Origin of the sequence: Pararhizobium sp. IMCC3301, from assembly GCF_030758315.1 — a bacterium.
In the GTDB taxonomy this organism is placed as follows: Bacteria; Pseudomonadota; Alphaproteobacteria; order Rhizobiales.
Window position 1 is genome coordinate 1,565,012 of sequence record NZ_CP132336.1, and the last position, 26,434, is coordinate 1,591,445.

Annotated in this window: 28 protein-coding genes; 14 read left to right on the forward strand and 14 right to left on the reverse strand. The window is 56.9% G+C overall.

Going from position 1 to position 26,434, the window contains the following annotated elements; genetic code table 11:
- The first annotated feature begins 10 nt into the window (after positions 1 to 10).
- Positions 11 to 976, forward strand: a complete 966-nt coding sequence (locus tag RAL88_RS07555; RefSeq protein ID WP_371932150.1) for a prephenate/arogenate dehydrogenase family protein — start codon at positions 11 to 13, stop codon at positions 974 to 976.
- Here RAL88_RS07555 and RAL88_RS07560 read toward each other — a convergent pair.
- Entirely contained in the window at positions 968 to 1,981 is a 1,014-nt protein-coding gene (locus RAL88_RS07560) for a DUF2125 domain-containing protein (RefSeq protein WP_306268395.1), read from the reverse strand. The genes RAL88_RS07555 and RAL88_RS07560 overlap by 9 nt on opposite strands.
- Before the next feature lie 147 nt (positions 1,982 to 2,128).
- Here RAL88_RS07560 and RAL88_RS07565 point away from each other — a divergent pair, with 147 nt between their 5' ends.
- Positions 2,129 to 2,653: a gamma-glutamylcyclotransferase gene (locus RAL88_RS07565; RefSeq protein WP_306268397.1), complete on the forward strand. Its 525-nt coding sequence runs from the start codon at positions 2,129 to 2,131 to the stop codon at positions 2,651 to 2,653.
- Between the two features lie 34 nt (positions 2,654 to 2,687).
- Here the strand turns inward: RAL88_RS07565 and RAL88_RS07570 are convergent, their stop codons facing one another.
- Genes RAL88_RS07570 through ftsE form a run of 4 tightly spaced genes read right to left on the reverse strand, consistent with a single transcriptional unit; the run spans position 2,688 to position 5,555 of the window.
- The gene (locus tag RAL88_RS07570; protein WP_306268398.1) at positions 2,688 to 3,080 is read right to left on the reverse strand and encodes a hypothetical protein; all 393 of its coding nucleotides are present in this window, start codon (positions 3,078 to 3,080) and stop codon (positions 2,688 to 2,690) included.
- 35 nt (positions 3,081 to 3,115) lie between these two features.
- Entirely contained in the window at positions 3,116 to 3,859 is a 744-nt protein-coding gene (locus RAL88_RS07575) for a 1-acyl-sn-glycerol-3-phosphate acyltransferase (protein ID WP_306268400.1), read from the reverse strand.
- 18 nt (positions 3,860 to 3,877) lie between these two features.
- On the reverse strand, positions 3,878 to 4,903 hold the full coding sequence (locus RAL88_RS07580) for an ABC transporter permease (RefSeq protein WP_306268401.1): 1,026 nt from the start codon (positions 4,901 to 4,903) through the stop codon (positions 3,878 to 3,880).
- Entirely contained in the window at positions 4,896 to 5,555 is a 660-nt protein-coding gene (ftsE, locus tag RAL88_RS07585) for a cell division ATP-binding protein FtsE (protein WP_306268403.1), read from the reverse strand. The genes RAL88_RS07580 and ftsE overlap by 8 nt, the downstream gene beginning before the upstream one ends.
- Before the next feature lie 247 nt (positions 5,556 to 5,802).
- Between ftsE and RAL88_RS07590 the strand changes: the two genes are divergently transcribed.
- The 4 genes from RAL88_RS07590 (at position 5,803) to RAL88_RS07605 (ending at position 8,208) form a co-directional block, all read left to right on the forward strand.
- Positions 5,803 to 6,714, forward strand: coding sequence for a zinc-ribbon domain-containing protein (locus RAL88_RS07590; RefSeq protein WP_306268405.1), 912 nt, complete (start codon positions 5,803 to 5,805; stop codon positions 6,712 to 6,714).
- Positions 6,715 to 6,741: 27 nt separating this feature from the next.
- A complete protein-coding gene (gene hpt, locus RAL88_RS07595; RefSeq protein ID WP_306268407.1) occupies positions 6,742 to 7,284 on the forward strand; it encodes a hypoxanthine phosphoribosyltransferase in 543 nt (180 codons plus the stop codon).
- A 64-nt stretch (positions 7,285 to 7,348) separates the two neighbouring features.
- Positions 7,349 to 7,726, forward strand: coding sequence for a response regulator (locus tag RAL88_RS07600; RefSeq protein WP_306268408.1), 378 nt, complete (start codon positions 7,349 to 7,351; stop codon positions 7,724 to 7,726).
- Between the two features lie 146 nt (positions 7,727 to 7,872).
- A complete protein-coding gene (locus tag RAL88_RS07605) occupies positions 7,873 to 8,208 on the forward strand; it encodes a cupin domain-containing protein (RefSeq protein WP_306268410.1) in 336 nt (111 codons plus the stop codon).
- Positions 8,209 to 8,299: 91 nt separating this feature from the next.
- Here the strand turns inward: RAL88_RS07605 and RAL88_RS07610 are convergent, their stop codons facing one another.
- From RAL88_RS07610 to argH, 4 genes are all read right to left on the reverse strand, one after another.
- Positions 8,300 to 10,891 (reverse strand): TIGR02302 family protein, encoded by a 2,592-nt coding sequence (locus RAL88_RS07610; protein ID WP_306268411.1) that lies wholly within the window; start codon positions 10,889 to 10,891, stop codon positions 8,300 to 8,302.
- A gap of 207 nt (positions 10,892 to 11,098) precedes the next feature.
- The gene (gene lysA / locus RAL88_RS07615; protein ID WP_306268413.1) at positions 11,099 to 12,367 is read right to left on the reverse strand and encodes a diaminopimelate decarboxylase; all 1,269 of its coding nucleotides are present in this window, start codon (positions 12,365 to 12,367) and stop codon (positions 11,099 to 11,101) included.
- A 51-nt stretch (positions 12,368 to 12,418) separates the two neighbouring features.
- The gene (locus RAL88_RS07620; RefSeq protein WP_306268415.1) at positions 12,419 to 12,673 is read right to left on the reverse strand and encodes a lipoprotein; all 255 of its coding nucleotides are present in this window, start codon (positions 12,671 to 12,673) and stop codon (positions 12,419 to 12,421) included.
- Positions 12,674 to 12,808: 135 nt separating this feature from the next.
- Positions 12,809 to 14,242, reverse strand: a complete 1,434-nt coding sequence (gene argH / locus RAL88_RS07625; RefSeq protein ID WP_306268417.1) for an argininosuccinate lyase — start codon at positions 14,240 to 14,242, stop codon at positions 12,809 to 12,811.
- 81 nt (positions 14,243 to 14,323) lie between these two features.
- Here argH and RAL88_RS07630 point away from each other — a divergent pair, with 81 nt between their 5' ends.
- Positions 14,324 to 14,971 carry a TlpA disulfide reductase family protein gene (locus RAL88_RS07630; RefSeq protein WP_306268418.1) on the forward strand — a complete coding sequence of 216 codons (648 nt, stop codon included), beginning with the start codon at positions 14,324 to 14,326 and terminating at the stop codon, positions 14,969 to 14,971.
- Positions 14,972 to 15,220: 249 nt separating this feature from the next.
- The gene (locus tag RAL88_RS07635) at positions 15,221 to 16,114 is read left to right on the forward strand and encodes a PAS domain-containing protein (RefSeq protein ID WP_306268420.1); all 894 of its coding nucleotides are present in this window, start codon (positions 15,221 to 15,223) and stop codon (positions 16,112 to 16,114) included.
- Positions 16,115 to 16,187: 73 nt separating this feature from the next.
- On the opposite strand, the gene RAL88_RS07640 is transcribed toward RAL88_RS07635, so the two are convergent.
- The 4 genes from RAL88_RS07640 to RAL88_RS07655 all read right to left on the reverse strand — a co-directional run bounded on the left by RAL88_RS07640 (position 16,188) and on the right by RAL88_RS07655 (position 19,891).
- A complete protein-coding gene (locus RAL88_RS07640) occupies positions 16,188 to 16,649 on the reverse strand; it encodes an Lrp/AsnC family transcriptional regulator (protein ID WP_306268422.1) in 462 nt (153 codons plus the stop codon).
- Positions 16,650 to 16,755: 106 nt separating this feature from the next.
- Positions 16,756 to 17,469 (reverse strand): ATP-binding cassette domain-containing protein, encoded by a 714-nt coding sequence (locus RAL88_RS07645; protein WP_306268424.1) that lies wholly within the window; start codon positions 17,467 to 17,469, stop codon positions 16,756 to 16,758.
- 8 nt (positions 17,470 to 17,477) lie between these two features.
- Complete coding sequence (gene devC / locus RAL88_RS07650; RefSeq protein ID WP_306268426.1) at positions 17,478 to 18,653, reverse strand: ABC transporter permease DevC; 1,176 nt, start codon at positions 18,651 to 18,653, stop codon at positions 17,478 to 17,480.
- Positions 18,650 to 19,891, reverse strand: coding sequence for an HlyD family efflux transporter periplasmic adaptor subunit (locus tag RAL88_RS07655; RefSeq protein ID WP_306268428.1), 1,242 nt, complete (start codon positions 19,889 to 19,891; stop codon positions 18,650 to 18,652). The genes devC and RAL88_RS07655 overlap by 4 nt, the downstream gene beginning before the upstream one ends.
- Before the next feature lie 127 nt (positions 19,892 to 20,018).
- Between RAL88_RS07655 and RAL88_RS07660 the strand changes: the two genes are divergently transcribed.
- Both RAL88_RS07660 and RAL88_RS07665 read left to right on the forward strand, forming a co-directional pair.
- Positions 20,019 to 20,648: a TetR/AcrR family transcriptional regulator gene (locus RAL88_RS07660; RefSeq protein ID WP_306268430.1), complete on the forward strand. Its 630-nt coding sequence runs from the start codon at positions 20,019 to 20,021 to the stop codon at positions 20,646 to 20,648.
- Positions 20,649 to 20,827: 179 nt separating this feature from the next.
- Positions 20,828 to 21,037: a DUF6356 family protein gene (locus RAL88_RS07665; RefSeq protein WP_306268431.1), complete on the forward strand. Its 210-nt coding sequence runs from the start codon at positions 20,828 to 20,830 to the stop codon at positions 21,035 to 21,037.
- Positions 21,038 to 21,537: 500 nt separating this feature from the next.
- On the opposite strand, the gene RAL88_RS07670 is transcribed toward RAL88_RS07665, so the two are convergent.
- A complete protein-coding gene (locus RAL88_RS07670; protein WP_306268433.1) occupies positions 21,538 to 22,215 on the reverse strand; it encodes a GntR family transcriptional regulator in 678 nt (225 codons plus the stop codon).
- 295 nt (positions 22,216 to 22,510) lie between these two features.
- On the opposite strand from RAL88_RS07670, the gene RAL88_RS07675 reads away from it, so the two are divergent.
- The 4 genes from RAL88_RS07675 (at position 22,511) to RAL88_RS07690 (ending at position 26,429) form a co-directional block, all read left to right on the forward strand.
- Positions 22,511 to 23,818 carry a M20 family metallopeptidase gene (locus RAL88_RS07675; protein WP_306268435.1) on the forward strand — a complete coding sequence of 436 codons (1,308 nt, stop codon included), beginning with the start codon at positions 22,511 to 22,513 and terminating at the stop codon, positions 23,816 to 23,818.
- Between the two features lie 49 nt (positions 23,819 to 23,867).
- Positions 23,868 to 24,719, forward strand: a complete 852-nt coding sequence (locus RAL88_RS07680) for an ABC transporter substrate-binding protein (protein ID WP_306268437.1) — start codon at positions 23,868 to 23,870, stop codon at positions 24,717 to 24,719.
- 101 nt (positions 24,720 to 24,820) lie between these two features.
- Positions 24,821 to 25,573 carry an amino acid ABC transporter permease gene (locus tag RAL88_RS07685; protein ID WP_306268438.1) on the forward strand — a complete coding sequence of 251 codons (753 nt, stop codon included), beginning with the start codon at positions 24,821 to 24,823 and terminating at the stop codon, positions 25,571 to 25,573.
- Positions 25,574 to 25,610: 37 nt separating this feature from the next.
- Complete coding sequence (locus tag RAL88_RS07690) at positions 25,611 to 26,429, forward strand: amino acid ABC transporter ATP-binding protein (RefSeq protein ID WP_306268439.1); 819 nt, start codon at positions 25,611 to 25,613, stop codon at positions 26,427 to 26,429.
- Positions 26,430 to 26,434 lie beyond the last annotated feature (5 nt).

The window sequence follows — 26,434 nt, forward strand, 5'->3', positions numbered from 1 at the left end:
TGACCTCCGCATGACGAAGTCTCTGCAAACCCCTGTCTTTGGCAGACTGGCTCTGATCGGCATTGGCCTGATCGGCTCGTCGATTGCCCGCGTCGCCCGCGCCAGAAATCTGGCTGGCCACATTGCGATCTATTCGCGCAGCGCGGAAACGATCGCCCGTGCCGGGGAGTTGCAGCTGGGCGACAGCTATTCGACAGATCCGGCGGAGGCTGCGCGCGACGCGGATTGCATCATCATCTGTGTGCCGGTCGGAGCCAGCACGCAGATTGCCAGAGCGATTGCACCGCATTTAAAACCCGGCGCCATCGTTTCCGATGTCGGGTCGGTCAAACGCGCCGTGATCGAGCAGATTCAGCCGCATCTGCCCGACAATGTGCATTTCATACCCGCCCATCCGGTGGCCGGCACTGAAAAATCCGGCCCTGATGCCGGTTTTGAAACCCTGTTCGACAACCGCTGGTGTATTCTGACCCCGCTGCCTGAAACCGATCAGCAGGCGATTGAAACACTGTCGCGTTTCTGGTCCGCCTGCGGTGCCAATATGGAGCAGATGGATGCGGATCATCATGATCTGGTGCTGGCTATCACCAGCCATCTGCCGCATCTGATCGCCTATAATATCGTCGGCACGGCCAATGATCTGGAAACCGTGACCCAGTCGGAAGTGATGAAATATTCCGCCGGTGGCTTTCGCGATTTTACTCGGCTGGCCGCATCCGACCCGACCATGTGGCGCGATGTCTGCCTGCACAACAAGGATGCGCTGCTGGAGATGCTGGCACGCTTTTCCGAGGATTTGTCAGCGCTTCAGCGGGCGATTCGCTGGAGCAAGGGCGATGAGCTTTTTGACCTGTTCACCCATACCAGAGGCATTCGCCGCGCCATTATCGATGCCGGACAGGAAGTCGATCTGCCGGATTTCGGACGCCAGGCTGGTAAGCCGGGCAGCGATGAAAAGCGCGACGCCCTAAAATAGGTTCGGAATCCGCCCGACTGGCAGCAATCCGGCACTGACGACGCCGTTTCTCAGAAACAGCGAAATCACCACATTGCCATCCGCATTGTCGGTCGAAAGATTTTTGAACGTTGCGGCAATCTGTTCTGCGTTTTCGCGATACTGCGGCGCCAGCGCTGCCACCAGTTCAGGGAATTTCTCCATACCGGAAATCTCCAGCCTGACCTTGCCGGAGACCAGCCCGTCCTGGGAAATCGTCACCGGGCCTGATGCATTGGCGGAAAATCCAAGACTGCTGAAACGGGCTGACGCAACGTCGAGTGCACCGCCATTGTCAAGCCAGGTGCGGATCAGCATTTCCGGGTCAAACCCAAGTGCTTCCCCGACATTTCCGGCAGTCGCCAGCAGGCGCAGATCCATGGCCGGCAACTCACCGCCGAAACGTGTGGTCAGAACATCGCTGACCGTCAGGGCGACATCAAAATCCGCCGGCACGTCGGGATTCGGCCGCAGATGCAATTGCGCATCTTTCAGCGCTACCTGTTCCAACCCGGCCATGCCGGAGCGGGCGGTCGTGCTGAGGGTCACGTCCTCTGCCACAAATGAAGCCCGCTTTAGCCCGGACAGACCAGCTGCAACACTGGAACGCGCCGTCTTCCAACGCCCGGTGAGTTCGCCGGTCAGACCTGCCGCTGGAGATAATTTAATCGTCAGCGGGCCATCGGCTTCGGTAATCACCAGACCGGGATTATACAGCAGAGCAACGCTGCGCACCGCATCAATATCGGCTGCGATGCCCTGATCCTGCGCGTCAAGGCCAGCCTGGCCACAGCTCACTTCGATATGGAATGGAAACCCCGAGACAGTGCGATTTTCACAGCTGACATCTCGGCCCATTTCCACACTGCGCCGTTCAACCCGGTCGAGCACCTTTCCGGCTGCCACACTGGCACCATACCAAAGCACCGACCACAGCGCTATAACGGCCACAATTACGCCAATCAGCCATTTAACTTTACGAGCCATAGAACCTTCCAACTGGACAATCTTGCCACCGGATAATCTTGCACCGGATAACCTTGCAACGGGCCTCATCCATCCTGTACCTTAACCCGCATGTCAGCGACGCATCTGCAAGCTGTTCCACAGGACATCAGGAAACGCGGAGAGCATATGCGTCATTTTTGGGTTTTTGGCTACGGCTCTTTGATGTGGCGCCCGGGTTTTGCCTATGCAAGATGTGAAACCGCGCTTTTGTATGGCGCACATCGCAGCCTGTGCGTTTATTCCTATGTTCATCGCGGCACGCCGGAACGGCCGGGCCTGGTTCTGGGCCTTGACCGGGGGGGCACCTGCAAAGGACTGGCGTTTGCGGTCGAACCGGAGAACTGGCAGGCAACGCTGGCCTATCTGCGCAAACGCGAGCAGGCAACCATGGTCTATAAGGAGGCCACGCGGACAGTGCGGCTGGCAAGTGGCGAATCAGTTTCCGCCCTCAGCTACCTGGTCGATCGTGACCACGAACAATATGCCGGCAAGCTTGATCTGCAGGAGCAACTCGCTCTGGTCCAGGCCAGTCACGGACAATCAGGGCCGAACACCGATTATGTGATGAATACCCAGGCTCATCTGAAGGAAACCGGAACCCACGATCCGGCGCTGTCCTGGCTGACCCGGCAATTGCAAAGCGGTTCATGAAACACCTTGCCGCAGGCCGGGCAGCAAACTCTGCTCAGGCCGCGCGTTGCTCTTGACATTCGTGACGAATCCCATCGCCCAGGCCGGAACCGGGCAGCACCGGCCGCAAATCCTCAACCGCCTGCGGGTCTGAGCCCGACAGGAAATGCAGAAACCACCGCACATGGCTGCGTGGAAAACCCTCATTCTGCTGCGAAGCGTACAACGCCTGATCCGGCTGCCAGCCTTCACCAGCCAGCCAGACCCCGGCAATGCGCTCTCGCACCACGGCTATGGCAATACAGTCATGATAGGCCATCAGAACCGAGGCCGGCACTTCGGTGACAATATAGCTGCGCCCTGAACGGCCGCACAATTTGGCGAAGCGCGAACTGATTGCGCCGCTTTTTAAACTGACAAATCGTGGTATGGGTCGATGATTCTTCATAGGAACAAACATAGAACAAATCGGACAATTGTCAACTACATTGCGGAACCTTGCAATTTCTGTTCCGCTCTCGCTTCCGCCACCAGCCGGTCCGAGGCGGTCTCGATTCTGTCGATCAATGTTGCCTTGAACACCTGATCGCTCAGACCGGGTTCGATGGGTGGCAGAATTTCCATCACAATGGTACCCGGATAGCGCAGAAATGTGCGCCGCGGCCAGAATACGCCGGCATTGAGAGCAACCGGCACAACCGGCGCTTTCACGGAGCGGTACAGCGCAGTGACGCCGAATTTGTATGACGGTGGTGCGCCCGGAGCGCGCCGCGTGCCTTCCGGGAAAACAACCACATCACGGCCATCCTTCACAGCAGCCCTGGCCTGCGGAATGAGAGATTTCAGGGCGCTGGACCCGCGTGACCGGTCAACCGAAATCTGTCGAAAGCGTGACAGATACCAGCCAAAAAACGGGATCAGAAACAATTGCCGTTTGGCCAGATAGGCCGGACGTTCAGCAACGTATAAAAGGACAAATGTTTCCCACAGCGACTGATGTTTGGAGGCGATCAGGCTTCCGCCTTCAGGTTTGTTTTCAATGCCTCTGAGTTCGAACTTGATCCCTGCCAGCACCCTCAGCATCCACAGTGACGCTTTGGCCCAGGTGGTCGGCACCCACCACACCCATTTCCACGGCAGCAGGAAGATCGGCAGCGCAAAAACCATCAACAGAATCAGGAAACTGTAAAACGCGATGTTGAAAACCAGAGAACGAAAATAGATCACTCAAAATCCTTTGCACGGTTACTGAACAGTGGCCAGATATCGTTCCACTGTCATCCGCGTTGTCATCGCCGTCAGCGCACTGACCAGAATTAGCACAAATATAAATCCTGTGAAGACCAGCGGTGTCAGCGAGAAACCACCAAACAGGGCTTGAAACGGGCTGCCCCCGGACGGGCCTTCCAGAAAGCCCAGGACACTGCCTCCGACAATAAAAAAAGCAGCCGCGGCGCTGCAGCCGATCAACCCGCCCTTCAGGCCGATAAACAAAAACCGGCCCTGGAATTCCCTCGCTATATAGCGGTTCAGTGCCCCGACAAAATGCAGCACTGAAATCACCACCTGATTGCCAGCCATTGCTCCACGCGTGGCAAACACAACGCTGAGACAGGTGGCAACGAGCACCAGTAGAAAAATACCGATGCCGGTGGCAATGGTGACATTGGCGATGCGCTTCAACTGATCGATCCAGATGCCGTGATCATCAACACTGACCCCGGCGATGCTGTCGCTCAGATTGGCCCGCAGCCGCCCCACATCCAGCATCGCCGGATTGTCGATATCAACTACAATCAGTCGCGGAACAGGCAGTTCTGAAAGATCCAGCCCGGCACCAAGCCATGGCTCCAGCAGAACCGCGCCTTCGGATTCTTCCAGAGCCTTGACCCGGCCGATACCCGGTTCGCGTTCGGTAATGCGGATGGCGCGCTCAATTTCGAAATCCATATCGACCCCGTCGGTCGGCCGTATCTGGACGGTCAGTTCGCTGCTGACATCGCTTTCCCAAAGCTGTGCCTGTTCGAACACCATTGTCACCGCAGCCAGTGTCAGACAAGCGAGAAAACTCATGATTGCGATCACCGCAACCAGCGCAGTACCGGCAACAGACTGCGGTGGCACAATCGGTGTCTGTCTCATTTCGCGATGCCCGCCGATCCAGCGTGCTGCATAGCGGATCGGTGCGAACACCACACGAATTCCGGTACGGGCGCTGTTCATGGCAATATATCCGGGCTTGAATTGCGGATCTGCACTTCGTTCAGTCATAAATCTGCAACCGCCCGTCTTTCAAGACAAATCGTCTGGTATCAAACTGGTCGATCAGGTTCAGATCATGGGTGGCGATGACCACAGTTGTCCCCAGCTTGTTAAGCTCAATGAACAACCGCAGCAACCGGCGGGCCAGCGGCGGGTCCACATTACCGGTCGGTTCATCCGCCAGCAGAATATCCGGCCGGCCGATCAAGGCACGGGCAATCGCGGCGCGTTGCTTCTCGCCGCCGGACAGGATCGGCGGCAATACATGCATCCGCTCTCCCAGTCCGACCCAATCAAGCAGTTCCACCACATCTGAGCGGTAGCGTGATTCGTCCATGCCCTGGACGCGCAGGGGCAGGGCAACATTCTCATAGGTTGTCATATGGTCAAGCAGGCGGAAATCCTGAAAGACAATGCCGATGCGCCGCCGAATTTCCGGAAGTTCGTCATTGCCGACCTTGACCGCATCTTTGCCGAAGATGGAAATCAGCCCCCGCGACGGGCGCATCGACAGAAACAGCAGGCGCAGCAGCGAAGTCTTGCCCGCCCCGGACGGTCCGGTCAGAAACTGAAACGAACGCGGTGCGATCTGGAAACTGATGTCGCGCAGGACCTCCGGCCCCATACCATAGCGCAGGCCGACATTTTCAAACCGGATCAATTGACCGCCTCATTGCTTTCAGGCTCCATCGGGCTTTCAGGCTCCATCGGGCTTTCAGGGTACATTGGATACGAAGTCACACTCTCTCGCTTCGCTTTTCACTTCATTAACGTTGTTTGCGATTCAGCGCAAAAAAACATACAGGACGGGCCAATTTCAAGACCCCATTGTCACACCGTTAACACCCTTGGCGCAAAAAGGAATACTTACAACTGAACATATTGCGGTCAGGACCCGTTAAGCCAAGATGAAAATTGCATGCCCCAGATGTGACACCAGATATGCGCTCAGTGAAGAAGCATTGGGTGACCAGGGCCGCAAGATGAAATGCGCCAAATGTGCCGCTGTCTGGCTGGCCTTGCCGGAGACACCCGCTCTCACCGCACGACAGTCATTACAGGCTCTGCGCCCTTCGCAGCAGGCAGCAGTCCAACCGCGCACGCAGATCGACATTGATCCGGCCACTCCGCCGCACTCTATCGGCCCCAGCGATGCGGAGCGCTGGGAAGAGGATCTGGCGCAAGAGCGGAGTGCTCAAAATAGCAGATCTGCGGAAGTGCCGGAAAAGCCCGCTGCAAAAGCACAATCGCATCAGATCGCCGACAAGCAGAAAAGAAAGTCCGGCCTGCGTCGCACAAGTGCAAAAGCCTTCGGCAGCATTGTCGCGAGCTGGCAGATGATTTCACGGCTCGGAACCTGGATGACACATTTGCGCTTTCGCGAGAAATTGATCGTTTTGTCCGCACTGGCCATTCCCGTTTACATGCTGGCCGGGCTTTATGCGGGCCGGGAGTTTGTCGTGCGGCAGGTTCCGGATCTGGCCGGACTGTACCGGCTCATCGGAGTTGAGGTAAATCTGTATGGTCTGGCTTTTGAAGATGTACGCACTGTCAGACGACCCGAAAATGGCGTTGCCGTGCTGATCGTCGAGGGCGCGGTGCGAAACATATCCCAACAATCTAAAGATGTGCCACGTCTGCACTTTATTCTCAGCGGCCGCGAGCGGGAAGTCTATTCATGGCAGGATGAAGCCACACCGGCTCCGCTGGAGCCTGGAAGTACTGTGAGGTTCCGCACCGTTCTCGCGGCACCGCCGGATGTCGCCGACGAGTTGCATGTCCGCTTTTTCAACAGTGACCCGCGCCTCAACCGACTATAGACTTCCAGAATTTGAAAGATCGTAACATTGGCCCTCATTCGTAACCGCAATATCAACACCCTGTTCGACGCAGACACCCTGGCACAGCGCAATGACGCTCTGGCGCAAGAGATCGCCCAGCGGGGAAATGACAATCTGCTCGTGATTGCCGTCCTGAAAGGCAGCTTCATTTTCGCAGCAGATCTGGTGCGCTCGCTGCACAAGGCCGGGCTGGCGCCGGAGATCGAATTCATCACGCTGTCAAGCTATGGCACCGACACAACATCCAGCGGCACTGTCCGTGTTGTGCGCGATATTGAATCCGATGTGCGCGGCCGCAATGTCCTGCTCATTGATGACATTCTGGAATCCGGCCGCACCATTTCCTTTGCCAGAAAACTGATGCTGGAGCGCGGTGCCGCCACCGCCGAAATTGCGGTTCTGCTGGACAAGACCGGCAAGCGGGTGGCTGACATCAACGCTGATTATGTGGGCTTTGAATGCCCGGATTACTTTGTTGTGGGCTACGGTATGGACGTGGCCCACGCGTTTCGTGAATTACCCTTTGTCGGGGTGGTTGCCGACGACTGACCTGGCAAGGCAACTTTTGCTGATCTTATCAGTTTCTAAGTGTAGTGCGTTTGGAGAAACACTGATGGCAAGAATTTTACTCACAGAAGATGACGCAGCCGTGCGCACTTTCGTCAGCCGCGCTCTGCAACTCGATGGCCATGACGTTACAACCGCCGAAGACGGAGAAGAAGCGCTCAATGTGCTGAAAAATGAAGGCGGTGAATTTGATCTGCTTCTGACCGATGTGAAAATGCCGATTATGGACGGCATCGCCTTGACCCATCATGCCGCACGGGATTGGCCGACACTGCCGATTCTGATTATGACCGGCTATGCCGATCAGCGCGAACGCGCCAGAGGGCTGGAGGCAATTGTCCTTAACATTGTCACCAAACCGTTCTCCCTGGCGGATATCCGCTCGGCCGTCAGCGGTGCCCTGGCCGACAAGATGGCAGCGTGACAGGTAACAGTTTCCGGCACAACACGCGCAGCAAATGAATCCAATTATCCACCAGACGACCCGCAGGCGTCGGCAAAGCTCAACCCGGCTTGCCGCTGCCCGTAATCGACCAGATGCAATCAGACCGCGATACAGAGGATGCCATTATGCCCTACCCAAACTTTATCACAGCGTTTCCCAGCATTGATGTGCCTTTTCCAAAGGATGTCGTGCAAACAGCCGTGGTGAGATCAGATGCGGGCTTGGTGGCTTTCTTCACCTTCCTCAAGGATATGGAACTTCCCGCGCATTCGCACGGGGCTCAATGGGGCACAGTGATCGAAGGCGAAATCGAATTTACCATTGGCGGAGAAACCAGGATTTATGGTGTTGGCGATAGCTACACTATTCCCTCTGGCGTCGAACATGGCGCGAGAATCAAGGCAGGGACACGTGTTATCGATGTATTCGAGGAAGCCGACCGCTACGCAGTCATCGACTGACGAAGATCGGCAAAACCTTGCCTTGCACCCGAACGTTCAGCCACGCCTTCGGTTGTGAGAATAGTGTAATTCCATCCGGGCATGAAACGATCTACTGCGGCAGCAGGCGCTCCAGATAATCCAGTTCCAGATCGGGACGCTCCATATCGCCAAGACGCTTGCGGATTGCATCCAGAATCTCGCGTGCGCGCTGGATGTCGATCTCGCCGGGTACTTTGACACTGTCACCATCATCAGTGCCACGGCTGCGCTGCGGCCGTCCCAGCGGGTCGGTTCCGGTTTGAAAGCCGCCAGGCCGTCCCTGCTGCTGGCCTTGAGCGCCTTGCTGACCCGGTCCCTGCTGCTGGCCGCCGGGCTGACCCGGTTGGCCCTGCTGGGCAAATTGCTGCATCAACTCCTGCGCACCGTCGCGCAGCGCCTGAAGCGCTTGTGACTGCGAACCAAGGGCCGGTCCGCTCTGACCTTCTCCCAGAGCCTGTTCCGCGTCACCCATGGCGCCATCGGCTTCGCCCATCTGCTCGCCGGGCTGAAGGCCGTTTTGCTGCATCTGCTCCATCAGTTGCTGCAGGCCTTCCTGCAAAGCCGCCTGGCCGCGCTGCAATTCTTCCAGCGCCCGCTCACGCTCTGCATCAGACATCTCGCCCTGCTGGCCCTGCTGGCCGTCCTGACCCTGCAATTGCTGCTGGCGCAACTGCTGTTGCTGTTGCTGGAACGTCTGGTCCATCAGACTTTGCTGACGCTCGATCAGATCACCCAGGTCGCGCAACATCTGTTGCATCTGCTGTTGCTGCTGCGACATTTGCGGCTGGCCATTTTGCAGGCTTTCCAGCATGCGCTGCATTTCCGCCAGCATCTCGCGGGCGGCATCGCGCGAACCACTGCGCGCCAGATTCTCGATCTGGTCGAGCATCTGATCGAGATCCTGAGGCGTCACCATCTGCATGTTCTGGTCAAACGGCAATTGCTGCTGAGCCGAAGGGTTTTGCTGCATCTGGCGCGCAAGCGCCTCCAGGTACTGGTTCATGGCATCGCGCAATTCCTGTGTCAGCCTCGCGATTTCTTCATCAGATGCGCCATTTTCCAGCGCCTCGCGCAAAGCTTCCTGGGCGGCTCGCAACTCCCGCTCCACGGCTGACAGATCGCCATCTTCAATGGCCAGCGCAATGTCCCAGAGCAAATCCGCAACAGCGCGCAGGGCATCATGATCCGCAGCGATGAGGAGCCTGCGTCTGGCGGTATTCAGCGCCAGATAGACCGAAACATTGTCGATGAATTTTTCCGGAGCGAACAACAGCGCATCCATTGCCACGGTCACTTTCGCCGCCTGGTTTGCATCAAGTGCCAGATTCTGCCGCTGCTCGACCAGAGCACGGGCCAAAGGTTCGCGAAACGGCCGGATTGGCAACACCATGTCAACCGGCAAGGACAATCCCTGCTGCGTAGCTTCATCCACAGCCACCAGCACCATTGTCACGTCAAGTCCGGCCCAGGGATGTTCCGTCAGGTTTTTGATGGTGTGTCCACTGCCTTCACGGATGCGCGAACGCGGCAACGACAGCGCCATCAAAGGCGCGCCATAAAGCGGCTCTGCCTCGGGATTCTGCTCCTTTGCCGGCGTAAATTGTGTGGCAGCGGACACAATTCCGTAATCGTCTTTCAGCGTATAGCGCAGTTCCAGCGCTCCACTGCGCGCAATCTGCGGCGGCCCGTCAAACGCGATTTCCGGCACCTCATCCGGAATTACGGAAAACTGCCAGCTTCGCGGCGCGCCAAAGCCGCTGGAGACAGAAATCTCGGCATCCGCTTCCAGCGTCGCCTGAAACTGGCTCAGCGCCGAGGCCGCACCACCAATTTCCGCGTGGCTCTCATCTTCTCCGGCGGCCAGAATTTCTTCCCTGCCATTCTGTCGCAGCGTCACAGTGAGAGCGTCTGCGGCATCGCTTTGCAGCGAAAATATGCTGCCGGTCGGGACCGTCACGGAAGTGGCGCTTTGCAGTTCGGCGGCACGGGTCAGAAAAATCGGTGCACGCCGTGTGTAATCAGGCGGTGTGACCCAGGCATCTATCCGCGCCAGCGCCGGTGTGACTGCGATTGCCGGGTCTGTCAGCGCAGCCAGACGGCGGGTTCTGTCCGATCCGGCATAGGCGAATGCCACCACCAGCAGCAACACCATCAAAGCCCGCAACTGATAAGGATCAACCCGCTCCGCAGCCGGATGCGGGGCACCGGTTCGCAGCGCTTTCAGCGCCGCCAGATTGCGCGCCTGATGCGCCCGCCACAATTGCTGTCCAAGCACATTATCTGCCGCCATCGCCGCAGGTTGATCGTCAAAACTGGAAAGCGGACGGTGCCGTGTGCCGGAAACCCGTTCGATACGCTTCAAAGCCTGGTCTTTATCGGGGAACGACAGCCGCACCAGCGGCCACAGTGCAATCACCCCGGCCAGAACAAACATCGCGAGGCCGATCATGCGTCCGATTGGCGGAAAAACCAGCCAGACACCAAACCAGGAAACGATGAGAAACAACGCCAGAACACCGAGAGCCGGCAATATGGCCGGCCACAATATTTCCCAGAACAGCACCAGCCGAGCGCGCAGAACAAGGCCCGCAATCCGGCGTGCAAATCCATCGGGCACCGCGACAGGCCTGTTGCTCAGATACGGGTTTTGCTCACCAGCCATGCGGTTACGACCCTTTCCAGAATCGGAATGGACGGCATAAGACACTGAATTTCATGGTCAATTTCAGCATGGCATTCCTGAAGCAAGAGCACTCAAATCCTGTCCAGCCAAAGTTTATCACAGCCCGCGCGCTTGACCAGCCCTGGAACCATCACACTGCATGACAAATTGGCAAGGTCATTTTGAGGCCGGCGGTTGCGAAAAACTCTAGGCCAGCCAGTCCGGGACACTGTCGAGGCCAAGCAATTCCTCATAAGTGCGGCGCGGACGGATGACATGAAACCGCTCGCCATGGACCAGAACCTCGGGAATCAGCAGCCGGGAATTATAGGTGCCAGCCTGCACGGCACCATAGGCACCGGCTGACAGCAGGGCCAGCAGATCGCCTGCAACCGGCTTTGGCAGCTTTCTGCCCAGAGCCAGATAATCACCGGTTTCGCACACCGGTCCAACCACATCGGCGGTGATTTCCGGGCGGCCCTCTTCCGGCTCCACCACAGGCCAGATTTCGTGATAAGCGTCATAGAGAGTCGGCCGGATCAGATCATTCATGGCAGCATCTGCGATGATGAAATTCTTGGCGTCGCCCTCTTTCAGATAAATCACTTCGGTCACAAGAATTCCGGCATTTCCGGCAATCAGCCGGCCCGGTTCGAAAATGATCTGGCAATCCAGTCCGCTGACATGTTTCTTCACCACTTCCGCATAGGCATCAGGCAGGGGCGGCGGATTGTTGTCATTGCGATAGGGAATGCCAAGCCCGCCCCCAAGATCGACATGCTCGATGGCATGACCGTCGGCGCGCAGCAAGCCGATCAATTCGGCGAGACGCGCGAAAGCCGCATCAAACGGCGCCAGCTCGGTAATCTGCGACCCGATATGCATATCAATGCCGATGGCTTTGATACACGGCAGGGCTCCAGCCCGCTGATACACCGCACGTGCATGCTGCCAGGCTATTCCGAATTTGTTTTCCGCTTTGCCGGTCGAAATTTTCGCATGGGTTCTGGCATCCACATCCGGGTTGATGCGCAGCGATACCGGTGCCACCATTCCCATTGACTGAGCCACCTCGTTGAGGCGCTCCATTTCCGGCTCGCTTTCCACATTGAAACACAGAATACCGGCTTCCAGAGCAAATCGCATTTCCGCCGCTGTCTTGCCGACTCCGGAAAACATGATTTTTTGGGCCGGAATGCCCGCTGCCAACGCCCGCCGTAGCTCGCCCTCCGACACCACATCGGCACCTGAGCCGGCCTGTGCCAGCGTTGTCAGAACGGCCTGATTGGAATTCGCCTTCATGGCATAACACACCAGAGGCTGCAGCGCGCCAAACGCTTCGCTGAACACTTTCAGATGCCGTGTCAGTGTGGCTGTGGAATAGACGTAAAAGGGCGTGCCCACTGCGGCAGCGATCGCCGCCACAGACACGTCTTCGGCGTGGAGAACCCCGCCCTGATAGGCAAAATGATGCAAGACTGTCTCCCGGGCCTGCCGGGAGCGTCCTGCAGGCATTGCTGTTAAAGCTTAGATGAGGCCATCGAGAATAAATTTACGCTGAGGCTTTTTGCTATCATAGCCGATCACCGCATCTTCCAGAGAACCGCTGCCTCCGCCGCGATAGGCAGGGCTGCTGCCGCTGCTGCCGCTGCCGCCGCTACTGCTGCCACTATAACTGGCATCAGGTGCCTCCAGCGGCCCACGACGGCCACAGGCGCCCAGCACAAGGCTCACGGTCAAAACGCCAATCACGCTGGCGACAATTTTCTGTTTGGGTGTCACGAAAGGCTCCTTTGAGCGGAAATCACATTGGCATCGGATACACAAATACAATTAACAGAACTTTGCCGCAAGTGCCGGGTGATTGCAACAGCGGGCCAGGTGGTTCATCCCGACATATGAAGTTCGACAGGCTCTCTAGCGTTCCAGCGCCCGCAGCCAGCGTTTGGCCTGTCGGCGCACATTGGCCGGAGCGGTGCCGCCATAGCTGACGCGGCTCATCACCGATTTTCGCACGCTCAGAACGCCCAGCACATCTTCGCTGATGCGCGGCTCTATCGCCTGCATGTCGGCCAGCGGAACTTTATGCAGTTCGCAATTCAGCTCCTCGGCACGAGCCACAATGCGCCCGGTGACATGATGGGCATCGCGGAATGGCAGGCCGGGCACACGTACCAGCCAGTCTGCCAGATCCGTGGCCGTGGAAAATCCGCTGCCGGCGGCCTTCAGCAGAACTTTTTCATTAGGCTTCAGATCCGCCACCATGCCGGCGGTTGCTGCAACCACCAGAGAAAATGCGTTGAAGGCGTCAAAAGCCTGTTCCTTGTCTTCCTGCATATCTTTGGAATAGGCCAGCGGCAGACCCTTCATGACGATCACCAGTGCCTGGAAGGCCCCGGCAATACGGCCGATCTTGGCGCGCACCAGTTCGGCGGCATCCGGATTGCGTTTTTGCGGCATGATCGATGAGCCGGTGGTAAATTTGTCGGACAGATGCACAAAGCGGAACTGGGCCGAAGACCAGATCACCAGTTCTTCGGCGAACCGCGACAGATGCATGGCGGAAATAGTCGCCGCAGACAGGGCTTCGAGCACGAAATCGCGGTCTGACACGCTGTCGAGCGAATTGGCTGTCGGCCGGTCGAAGCCAAGCGCCTTTGCCGTCATTTCCCGGTCGATCGGGAATGAGGTTCCGGCCAGAGCGGCAGCGCCCAACGGGCTTTCATTCAACCGTTTGCGGGCATCTGCAAACCGCCCCCTGTCGCGGCCCAGCATTTCCACATAGGCCATCAGATGGTGGCCGAATGTGACCGGTTGTGCCGATTGCAGATGGGTGAATCCGGGCATGATGACGGCGGCATGCTCCAGAGCTTTCCGGGCCAGGGTTTTCTGCAGGCCGGCCAGGGCGCCGTCCAGAGCATCAATTGTGTCCCGCATCCACAGTTTGAAATCGGTCGCAACCTGATCATTGCGCGAGCGTCCGGTGTGCAGCCGGCCGGCTGCATCGCCAATCAAATCCCGCAGCCGGGCTTCGACATTCATGTGAATATCTTCCAGCTGCCGGGAAAAGGCGAATTGGCCGGTCTCAATTTCTCGCAAAATCGTGTCTAGACCGTGATCGATTTTTGCCACATCTTCATGGGATAAGATGCCCTTGGCCTCCAGCATAGCCGCATGGGCCTTGGAACCCGCAATATCCTGGCGGAACATGGCCTTGTCAAAATCGATTGAGGCGTTAATTTCCTCCATGATGGCATCCGGCGCCGAAGAAAAGCGCCCACCCCACATGGTGTTGGATGAGCCATCAATTTGTTCTGATTCGCCTTGCGGCTTATGTGGACCATTGGACATGAATTAGGACCTTCGTGAATTCTGCACAATTCCTGTACGGGCCCTGTGCGGGGTTGAGCGAACCAACAACGGGATGTTGTCATGAAAGTGCTGCTACTTGCTGCTGCTGCGGGCGCGATCGCAGGATCGCTGCTCCTATACGGGAAACTGGGTGGTGATGTCTATGATGGAGAGGCGGTTGTAGCCAATGCCGGAGTGGCCTGCAGCGCCAGAAATGATGTTGCTGCAGCGCTGGACCCTTTCATCCGCGGTGAAATGGCGGCCGTGCAACTGGCAGACCCTCCCTCCTATATGGGAGACCTCTCCTTCAAATCACCGGAAGGCAACGATGCCTCATTATCTGACTGGAACGGCAAGATAGTGGTTTTCAACCTGTGGGCCACCTGGTGCGCACCCTGCCGCGCCGAGATGCCTGCCCTGTCCAACCTGCAGGCAGCGTTCAGCGGCGAGGATTTTGAAGTTGTGGCCGTTAACATCGACACCAGTGGAGCCGATCGACCGCTCGCCTTTCTGAGCGATATAGAAGTCGCAAACCTGCCGCTTTATTCAGATCAGAGCACCGACATATTCACCACGCTAAAACAAAAGGGGCTTGCCTTCGGCATGCCGACGACCCTGATTGTCGACAAGGATGGCTGCCAGGTGGCCCATTTGTCTGGTCCGGCCGAGTGGGACAGTGACGATGCCAAGGCCCTTGTCGCTGTATTGATGGACCGCAAACAGAGCTGAAAACCGGCATTAATGGCTACATCCTTAGGTTATAGAGGTGCTTTTACACAACTATAACTGAATTTCGGCAACGTACATCAGGCACAATATGAGTAATGATAAACAAAACGGATGCGCCTGACAGCCAAAACGCCGAAACCGGGCGCAGACTTTAGGGCGTATTATTTTATAACTACTACCATTTTTACACGATATTAAACCTCGCACATCATTATGCTGGCTAATAGTCCATTTAAGCAGGTGAACCGCTTGAAGAATCCAATCACGTCTGACCAGTTTGATCCGAAAAGTCTCAAAACCCAACATCTGAAGATGGACCCCGACTTGCTGATGCAGTTGGTGCTCCAGGTGGAAGCGTTCGGGTTCTGGAGTTTGGATGTGCAAACCGGACAGGTCTGGTGGTCGGAAAATGTATATCACATTCACGGAATGGAACCGGGTGACGGCTCGGTCAACATCGGCAAGGCGGTTTCCAGATACCATCCCAAAGATGCCCAGACCGTTGAATTCCTGGTCAACGATGCCATCACCAATAAAAAGGGGTTCAATTTCGTGCTGCGGCTCAACCGCATTGATGGCAAGATGCGATATGTTCAGTCCGTTGCCTCTGTCAAACTCCATGAGGACGGCAGCGTAGAAACTGTATACGGAATTTTCCGTGACGTGACCGAACGAATTTCGCAAAAAAATATTTCCAAAACCCGGGCCCAGTTGGTGAATTCGATTATTGCCAATTCCCCCTCTCCGATCGTCATTCTGGACCGTAATCTGCGCTATCTCCAGATCAGCCCGGCCTGGGCCGAGTTTCACAATCTGGACAATCCCAAGTCATTTATCGGCAAATCACACTATGAAACATTGCCGGAAATTCCCCAGGACTGGCGGGCAGAGCATCAGCGTGCCCTGACGGGTGAGGTCATCCATCGCACCAGTGCACTTCAGGCTGGACGAAAAACCAGTTCCACCATATTCGGCTCTGTCGTTTTCCCCTGGCACACGGCTTCAGGCGAGGTTGGTGGTCTCATCATCATGGTGACCGCTCCCGGCAAGGAACCTGCGGGCAGCACCGACGCTATCGCCAATATCGCCCGCCTGATGGGACAGGCTGATCCAAAATCGCACCGGTTTGGCGAAATCAGGTAAACCGGCACGCCGCCGCCCGCACAGATCGCAGAGCGGACAGGACATTCAACCCGTTTCTGCTTGCAGTGAAACTCTAAACCGGCAGGATCGTGGTATCCTTGATGTCTTCCATGACAAAGCTTGCTGAAACATCGGAAATATCAATGCGCCGGATCAGTTCTTGATAGAACCGGTCATAGGCTTTGACGCTGGAAACCCGGACGCGGAGCACATAATCCAGTTCCCCTGTCATGCGATGCGCGCCCAGAATCTCCGGCATGGCCAGAACAGCCTCACGAAATGTTCTCAGCCAGTCTGCATCGTGCGAATTGGTCTTGATCAGGACAATCACCGACAGGCCCAGATCGACGCTATCCGGGTCGAGCAGCACCACCCGGTCACGGATGATTTTCCGCGCCTCCAATTGTTTGACCCGGCGCCAGCAGGCATTGCGCGACAGATGCACCTGTTCAGCCAGGGCATCAACGCCCACTGTGGCATCCCTTTGCAGGATACGCAGGATGGCCCGGTCGATAGGGTCGATTTTTTCGGTCATGACTGCGGCTATATCTCATTAGCAGAGGTTACAAAAGTGGTGGCGTCAAAAGTCCGGCGGTCTCAGTTCGCGAGCGGATTTGCTGAAGCGCATCCGGTGCCTTCTGTCAATGTCGAGACGTCCGGTCAGCCACGACGCGGCCTTCTTCCAGAGTGATAATCCGGTCAGCCATGTCAAGGATGCGGTTATCGTGAGTGACCATTACCGTCGTTGTTCCTCGCTGCTGGCCAAGTTGCTTCAAGAGCCGCACTACATTCATCCCGGAGTCCTTGTCCAGAGCTGCAGTCGGCTCATCTGCAAAGACAATTTCCGGATTGCCAACCAGCGCCCGGGCAATGGCGACGCGTTGTTTCTGGCCGCCGGACAGGTTTCTCGGCAAATAGTGCAGACGCTCGCCCAGTCCCAGCAGATCAAGCAGATGAGCCGCCGCCCGGTCAAATTCGCCACTGCGGCGAGCGGCCGGCAAATCATGGACTTCCAGTCCGACACGCACATTCTGCATAGCCGTCAGACTTTCATGAAGATTGTGCGCCTGAAAGATAAATCCCAACCTCCTGCGGGCCTGCACCAGAATATCTTCCGCTGCCCCGTTGAGTTCCTGACCCAGCAGTCTGGCACTGCCATCCTGCACATTGCGCAGACAGCCGATCAGGGTCAGCAATGTGGTTTTCCCGGATCCGGAAGGCCCCATCAGAATTGTCAGCTTTCCCGCTTCAATCGACAGGCTGACATCAAATATCGCCTGTTTGCGCGCCTCTCCTTCACCAAACCAGTGATTCAGGCCCCGTGTCACAATTGGGTATGGGAGCTGATCTACCATGAGACGATCTAGAACAAATCGGCCGGGTCGGCGCTGGCAAGACGTCGGGTGGCAATGGCACCGGAAAGCGAACAACTGGCGATCGTACCGAGGAACACGGCAATTGGACGGGCCGCATCCATCATCACCGGAAGGCCGGTTGCCTGATTGAGAAACTGATAGAGAATACTGGCAATGATAAAGCCGGGAATGAAGCCGAACACCGCCAGTATCAGAGCTTCTTCAAAAATAATTCCGAGAAAGAAAGACTGGCTGTAGCCCATCGCTTTGAAGGTGGCATATTCCTTCAGATGGTCGGCCACATCTGTGGACAGGAGCTGATACACAATCACCAGTCCGACAATGATCCCCATCACCACGCCGAAACCGAAGATCAGCCCCGTCGGGCGCTCTGTCGTCTGATAGATCTGATCGGCTCTGGCAGCATCAGCCAGAGTTCGGATTTTGACCTTGTCTTGAGGCAGCAGCTGGCGCAATTCCTCGATCACAGCATTAACATCGGAACCGGCCCTGGTTTTCAGCAGAAGATGGTTCGGCGCGCCGGCGATGCGCGCATTGAAGAGGCGCAGGAAGGTCTGGTCGGAGGTGATCAGATAGCCATCGGCAGCAAATCCGCCGCCAATGTTGATTGTACCAGGCACGGTCAGGGTGCGGCCCCTGGTTTCAAATCTGAACGGGTCATCCGACGTTATCAGCGATAATTGTTTTGTATCAGCGCCACGGGTGTTCCGATCGATCAAGGCTGTGTCGATTAACAGCAGATTGGCAATATTATTGCGGATTTCCGGTATGACATAGCGACCCTGCGACGGGTCTATTGCCAGCACTTGCAGGCTCCGCGCATTGCTGTCTTCCCGCGTCCAGTCAACAGTGCCGACAAACAGCGGCAGCGCGCTTTCCACCTCTGGTACCGCCAGCGCTTCAAAGCCGCGCTGGCGCGGAACATTGCTGCCATCTGTCAGCGTATTGGTATCAGCGGCCGAAATAATGATATCGGCTTCAAACAGACTGTAGGGCAGCAGGATCGTTGTATTCAGCGCGAACATGATGCCAAGCTGGACAAACACCAGAATATTGGCAAAGGCGATACCGGCCACAGCTGCGGCCAACCGCGGTTTATTGTGCACCAGTTGCAGCCAGCCGATCGGCAGCCTGCCAAGAAGGCGCGTCAGCAGCGCCGTCAACCCGCCTCTCCCACCGCAATGCGTGCCACGACTTCCAGATTGGTAAAGCGCGCGGCCAGCGCAGAAGAGGGCTCGTCAAGCAGCACTGTCACTTTGATAACGCGAGCATCCGTATTGGCGGCCGGATCATCGGCGGTGACCGTCTGTCGCCCGACTTCCAGCCCAATCTCTGACACCACCCCCCTCAGGCTCTGCTGCAAGGCATCAGCGACAATTTCAACGCTCTGGCCGGTCCGGATCAGGGCTATCTGGTTTTGAAAAATATCCACTTCGGCGGTCATGTTTTCAATATCGCCGATATCGGCAACGCCATCCGGCCCCGGCTTTTCTCCGGCCCGCACATGCACCTTCAGGATTGTGCCGTTGATCGGTGCCATCACCATTGCCTTCGCAATATCATTGCCGGCGCGCCGCAGTTCCGCTCTGGCCACATCCAGATTGCGCGCCGCAACCACCACATCAACCTGCGCATCAATCCCATCGCTGGTAAAACGTGACAAAGTCGCGGCAGCGCGCGCCACATCACGCTCGCTCTGGAGTTTCAGCGACACGGCCTGATCAAGCGCTGCCCGGGCAACCACCCGGCGGTCAAACAGCGATTTTGCCCGCTCAAACTCCTGCCGGGCGGCGTCCGCAGCAGCCTGGCTACGCTGCAGCGTGGCTTCTGCTTCCGCAATGCTGGCACGCACAGCTTCACGGGTCTGGTTCAGGTTCGCCTCGCGCACGTCGACATTGGCCTGCGCTGTTTCCAGAGAGGCCTTGAGTTGGCCAAGACTGTCGAGCACGGCAATCGTGTCGCCCTTGTCGACAATCTGCCCGTTGCTCACCAGAACTTCGCTGATCCGCGCATCACCTGCGCCAAACGGCAATGCTATTGTGACGACATCGCCTTTTGGTAACAGCCGCCCAAGCCCGGCCACGATCTGCGGTGCCGCAACTGACCGGTCTGGCACCGACACCGGCACGGCGATCGGGGAATTACTGCCGGCACCCGGCTGCAAACCGACGAATTGAAAGAAGGCTTTCAGCCCCGGAGGCTGAAAATAAAGGCCGATGATGCCGCCGCTAAACAGCGTAATCAGGAACAGCGGCAGCAAAAACAGCTTTGAAGGCAATCTGAACCGGCTTCGGCGACGTGTGATCCGCGCATCAGCGCTATGATCCACCACCCACAAAGGCAGGCGGGAAGGTTCATCGGCAGGTTTCGGTTCCGGATTTTCTATCTTCACCACACTCATGCTGACCCCGGCGGCTGTATTTTTGGCACCCTGCCCAACACAAAGGCGTGCAAAATTGACATGGCACTGTTAAATCAGATAATGACTATAAAGTCATTAATTTTCTGGCACGTCTGGAAACCGTCCCATGGCCACCCATGAAACGCCTGAACCAAGGAGACGGCGCCGTAAAGCCGACCGCCCGTCGGAAATCCTGGAGGCCGCACTACAGGAATTTGCCACAAACGGCCTGTCTGCGACCCGCCTGGAAGATATTGCCCGCCGCGCCGGGATCGCCAAGGGAACGATCTACCGCTATTTCGACAGCAAGGAAGAATTGTTCATTGCCGTGATTCGGTCACGCATCGTTTTGTCGCTGGATGATTTCAACCGGATGATCACGCAGTTTCCAGGACCGACAGACGCTTTGCTGCGTCTGGTTCTGACCGGCATTTACAAGGAATTTGTCGGAACCGATATTGCAGCGCTGATGCGCATTTTGATATCCGAAGGGCAGCGCTTTCCGGGCCTGGTTGATCTGTATTACAATGAGGTGATCTCCAGCGGCGTCTCGATGTTGACCCATATCATCCAGCGCGGACTGGAACGCGGTGAATTCCGTGACAGCGCTGCCGCCCGGGAACCAAGACTGATCATGGCGCCGGCGCTCATGGCAGCGCTGTGGCGGCTGACCTTCGACAATCAGGACCCGCTATCGGTTGACGACTTTCTCGCTGCCCATATCGATCTGGTGCTGCACGGGTTGAACTCCAGATAGACCCTTGGCCCCGCCGGACCAGTAGATGTGAAGGAATCTGAAAATCTGGAATATTAAGTTTATTTAATAGATATTTTTTGGGATATTTTCCCATTTTTATACCAATTAGGAAGAATTTTGGGATTTCATCCTCCGCCGGATTCAGTAGGTTTTGCCTGACCCGAACCGGAGAAAAATACATGCAAATCGTCAGACGCCTTTTTGTCGATCACCCTGCTTCGGTCGATGAATCCTATTTTGAACATATGCGCTTTGCCGGCGGGTTTTCGGCACAACTCTGCCTCGCAGGTTGTGCTGCACTGATTCACGCGCTGATCCCTGGTCTGTTTGAGAAAACCGCAGGAAACATCATCTGCAAACTGCACTACCGCATTCACAACCGGCGCTAGAACGTTCAATCCCGGTAAATGCTGAAGCGATCGTGTCAAGTGAAGCAAAGCATGCGATCTGGGATCCGGAACTTGAGCTGACGGTGCGCCATAAGGGTTAGCATGTTGGTGCAGATTATTCGCCTTATAAAGGGCTGACGCTGCGCGGTTGGCCGGTCACTGTGATGTTGCGCGGCAAGGTCATGGTGCGGGATAGCCACCTTGAGGGAGTGCCGGGTGACGGTGTCCATTTGGCTCGGGCACCAAACCCCTCCAAAACCGCTCAGGCACCGGTGTTAAAGGCAATTGCCTCGGTAGGCGTATGGCCGCCTCCCCCACCGGGATATTCCGGGTTTAAACTTTGCCGCCAGCGAGAGATGCAAACCGCTGGTTTCAGCGAACGGACCTTTGTATTCTGGAGCACCAAAATAACCAGTTCATCTGACAATTGCTCCCGACGGCTGTCCCGTCTTGGGAACCTGAACTGAAAGCTACCAATTCAGTACGATTTAATCCCGTTGTCACGCAATGGCGGCAATGGCGGATCTGATCAACGATCGGATGTGAGCGACCACAGTGCGGCGGACCAGCTTGCCGTCCTTCTGCTCCAGCGCGTCAAGAATGGCATCATGTTCGCGTGAATCCGGATCCAGTCGATCGGTCAGTCGGTCGATTTCGAACAATTGCGTGGTAATCCGCAGCGATCGGAGCGTGTCTTGCATCACCTCGTTGCTGCAATTGCGGATAAAGAGTTCATGAACCAGATCGTCGCATTTCAAATGTTCAAGATAATCATAGGGTTGTGTCGCCCGGAGGCTGTCGAGTGCGGTGCGCGCATCGTGCAGCTCTCTGGGGCTAACGCGGTCGGTCGACAGAAACGCGGCTTCGGGTTCGAGGATCTCGCGCACGCGCAGGCTTTGCAGATATTCAGCAACATTGACTTTTCGCACGAGATAGGACCGCCCGCCCGATTTGACCAGAAGCCCCTCGATCTCAAGCCGCTGCAACGCCTGACGCAAGGGCGTGCGGGACAGCCCCAGGTGCTCTGCGAGATGCTGCTCCACAATGGCCTCGCCGCTTTTCAGCTTACGTTCGCGTATCATCACGGCCAGAGTTTCATACGCCATGTCCGACAGTTTTCGGACTGCCGGGCGGTGTAGAATCGTGGTGGGTTTCGCCTTGGAAATTTGATGATTCACCGAGCCGTTCCTATCGGATTGCGCCCGCCAAATGCGGGAATCACTGAATATATGCGTACCGTTTTTTGACATTTTATAAGGGAATTCTTCGCTGTATGTATATCGTCAAATCACATGCCCCACCTATGCAATGCCCGCCGAGAGGCGCAGAATGCAAGAAAAAAACGGTTTTGCGCGTGACAAAATATTGCAACGCAGCATGAAAAAAAGCCGTACATCCCTCCAGAAAAAAGTTGCATTGAAAATAGAAACTGGCATGTTTCGTATACCAACGGTGTCCCAAAAGGTAATTTCAATGACCGCCGAGAGCCCCGACAAAGCCGCAGATGCACGTGCCATTTCTTTCCTGCGGGATTTGATCGCGGCGCAGGCTGACGGTGAATCTGCGGTCCAGAAAGTGATCGTTGAGCGGTTGACCGCAGCGGGCTGCGAAATTTCCGAACTCACCTATGACCCGTCAACTGTTCCAGCGATCGGGGATTTTGGAACCGGTGCCAAACAGGCGTCGGGCGCGCGAACGGCTGTCGTCGGCACCTATAAAGGCGATCCGGGCAAATGCAGCCTGCTGGTCTTTGCACATCCTGACGGCGAGAAACTCCAGACCGATCACGGTTGGGAGCGCGATCCCTTTGCCGGCACCATCGACAAGGGGCGCATCTACGGCTGGGGCGTGGCCGACGATCTGGCCGGATGCGCAGCCGCCGTTCTCGCCATCGAAGAGGCTGCGCGCGTCGGCACATCGCTGGGCACCGTCGTCTTTGCCAGTACGCCGAGCAAGAAAAATGCCCGTGGCGTTGCGGCCCTGCTACACGAAGGCCTTTCGGCCGACGCCAGCCTTTACCTGCACCCTGCCGAATCTGGCGTTGGCATGCAGGAGATCAAGGCGGTAACGCCGGGCCATCTGGATCTGAAGATCGTGGTGCCCGGTCGTCTGCCGGACACGAACGAACCCAGTCACACCGCGTTTTCGCACCGCGCGGTCAATCCGGTGGACAAGGCGATATTGATCATTGCCGCGTTGCAGACTTTGGCCGAGGCTCGGGTGGCGCAGATCAGCCATCCGATGATCGATGCCTTTGTCGGCCGGTCGACCAATATTCTTGTGTCATATGTCAAAAGCGGCAACGCGGCCAGATTCTCCCGCGTACCCGAACTGTGCGAACTGGGTGTCGCCATCTCATTCCCGCCCCATGAGACAATGCGCGAGGTTCAGGACGAGATCGAGGCTGCGCTGAAGGCTTGTTTCGACGCCGATCCATGGTTGGCGGAACATAGTCCCACGCTGGAATGGCTGTCGGGTTCGACCGGGGCCGAAGTGCCGCATGACCATCCGCTTTTCTGCGTGGCCAGCAACGCGGTCCAGCACGTGACCGGTAAAATCCCCTTCGTCAACCCGCTTCACGCGGCCAGCGACATTCGCAACCCGGCCGTTGAAAAGGGTATTCCGACCGTCGCCTTCGGCGGTCTTTGTGGTGATCTGACCCAGAATGACAAACGCGACGAATGGGTCGACGTGGCCGATTTCCATCGCATGGTCAGGGCCACCACCGAAGTCGTCACCAACTGGTGCGCACGTTCCCGCAACGCCGGGTGCGGCAAATAAGAGAGCCTGAAAAACAGGTAAGCAATCAACCAACAGGAGTAGAAAGAAAATGAACATCCCCAGAACCCAAGTTTCACTGGTGGCTGCCGCATTTGCGGCTTTTTTTGCCCAACCACTAATGGCAATGGAATGCCCCGAGAACCTGCCGCTGATCGAGCCGGGCAAGTTGACCATGTCAATCAACGCCACGCTGCCCCCAATTCAGTACATCGACAACAACGGCGAACTGGTCGGTCTCAATCGCGACATGGGTGACGAGATCGCCAAGCGCATGTGCCTCGAGCCCAAATATATCAACGTCAGCTTTGAGGTCCAAATTCCCGGCCTTGCCTCAGACCGTTGGGACATGATCAACACCGGGTTGTTCTACACAGAGGACCGCACCAAGATCATGCATCTTATTCCGGTCCGTGTGGTGGCGCTTGCGATGATCGCGCAGGGTGGAAATCCGCTTAATCTGAAGAGCCCCGAGGATCTAGCGGGACGCGTCGTCGGTGTCGAAATTGCCGGTGCCGAGGAAAAGCAGTTGCGCGCACTGAACGACAAACAGGTCGCAAACGGCATGGAGCCAATGGATATTCGCGTGTTCAACAACTACGGCGATGCCTTCCTTGCGCTTAGCGCGGGCCAGGTTGACGCGATCTTCGCGGCCGACAGCACCGGCGCCTATTACCAGAAACGCGGTCAGTTCACCATGGCGGCCACTGGTCTTTTGGCCGGCACCGCAACCACGATGGCCGTGGACGAAGAGGCAACGGCGCAGGCGATCGTCGACGCGCTTAACGAGATGCTCGAGGACGGCACCTATGATCGGCTGATGGAAAATTCGGGCGCGACCAAGGTCGATGCTTGGTCAAAGTGGTCAGGCAAGTTCGAGTATCACTACAACCCCGACTCCTAATCCGTTTTCTCCCTGTGGGCAGGAGGGCAATCGGCCCCCTGCCCACTTCAAGCCATTGCCTTCCCCAAAGCAAGGCAAACTCAACATAAGGACTGTGTACAATGCAATGGAGCTGGGAATACTTCTTCCAATATCTCTTCAGCGGCTACATGGTCGAAGGGGTCTGGACGACGGTTTGGCTGGCTGTGGTGTCGATGATCATCGGCGTCACGCTGGGCGTCGTACTGGCTTTTATGAAAATGTCACAGACGCGCGTCCTGCGCGCAATCGCCAACACCTATATCTGGCTCTGGCGCGGCACACCGCTGCTGGTGCAGATGGTCATCATCTATACTGGTCTGCCGCAGGTGGGGATCAGGCTGGGGGTGGTCGAATCCGCAATTCTGGCCCTGTCACTGCACGAGGGCGCCTATTTTGCTGAAATTGTCCGCTCGGGCATCATGTCGGTAAACAAGGGGCAAGAAGACGCCTCACGTGCGCTGGGAATGAAATGGGCACAACGTATGCGAATCGTCATTCTTCCCCAGGCGACCCGCGTTATCATTCCCCCTTTGGGCAACCAGTTCAACCTGATGCTTAAAACCACGTCGCTGGCCTCGGTCATCTCGATGGAAGAGCTGTTGCGCCACGCCCAGCAGCTTGCGCAGATCGAGTTCCGTGTACTCGAAGTCTATCTGGTTGCTGCCTGCTGGTACATTCTGCTGACGACGATCTGGGGACAGATCCAACAGCGACTCGAAAACCATTACGACAAACCCTTCGGTCCGGCCGGAAAACCGGAAGATCCAAAAGATGGTGGCGAGGACTCGCCGTTGAAGAACCCGCTGAAAAACCCCGTCGCGGACCAGATCTGACCACCGCCTTCTACTGCCGCCTCTAAGGAGAACTGACATGGCCGACACGCCAACGATCACCCCCGTCGAGAAACCGCGCCAGTTGGGAGAGCCGATCGTAGAGATCAAGAACCTGGCCAAGGCCTTTCACGGTATCGAGGTGTTGAAGGACATATCTCTAACGGTCCGCCAGGGCGAAGTCATCGTGATCGCCGGACGCTCGGGTTCGGGCAAGTCGACGCTCCTGCGCTGCATCGACCATCTTGAAACGATCGACGGCGGGTCGATCGTCGCCTGCGAGCATCTGATCGGCTTTCGCAAGGGTCCGGGCGGCAAGCTGGTGCCGCTGTCAGACAAGCAGATCGCGATCCAACGCCGCGATTTAGGCATGGTATTCCAAAGCTTCAACCTGTTTCCACATCTCAGCGTGCAGGACAATATCACCGTGGGGCCGGTGAAGATCATGGGGGTGGATCGCGCCATCGCTGTCCGTGAAGCCAAAGAGCTTTTGGCCCGCGTCGGGTTGCCCGAGAAAGGCAACGCCTATCCGTCGCAGCTTTCCGGTGGGCAACAGCAACGTGTCGCAATCGCGCGGGCTCTGGCCATGAAGCCCAAGGTGATGCTCTTTGACGAGCCGACGTCCGCGCTTGATCCCGAGATGATTTCAGAAGTTCTGGACGTGATGGTCGACCTGTCGCGGCAGGGCATGACCATGATCGTCGTCACCCATGAAATGGGTTTTGCACGGGCTGCCGCAGATCGCGTCGTGTTGATGCATGCCGGCAAGATCGTCGAGGAAGCAGACCCCGAGACTTTCTTCAACAATCCCAAGAGCGAGCACACGCAGCTTTTCCTGTCCAAGATACTTCAGCATTGAGGCAG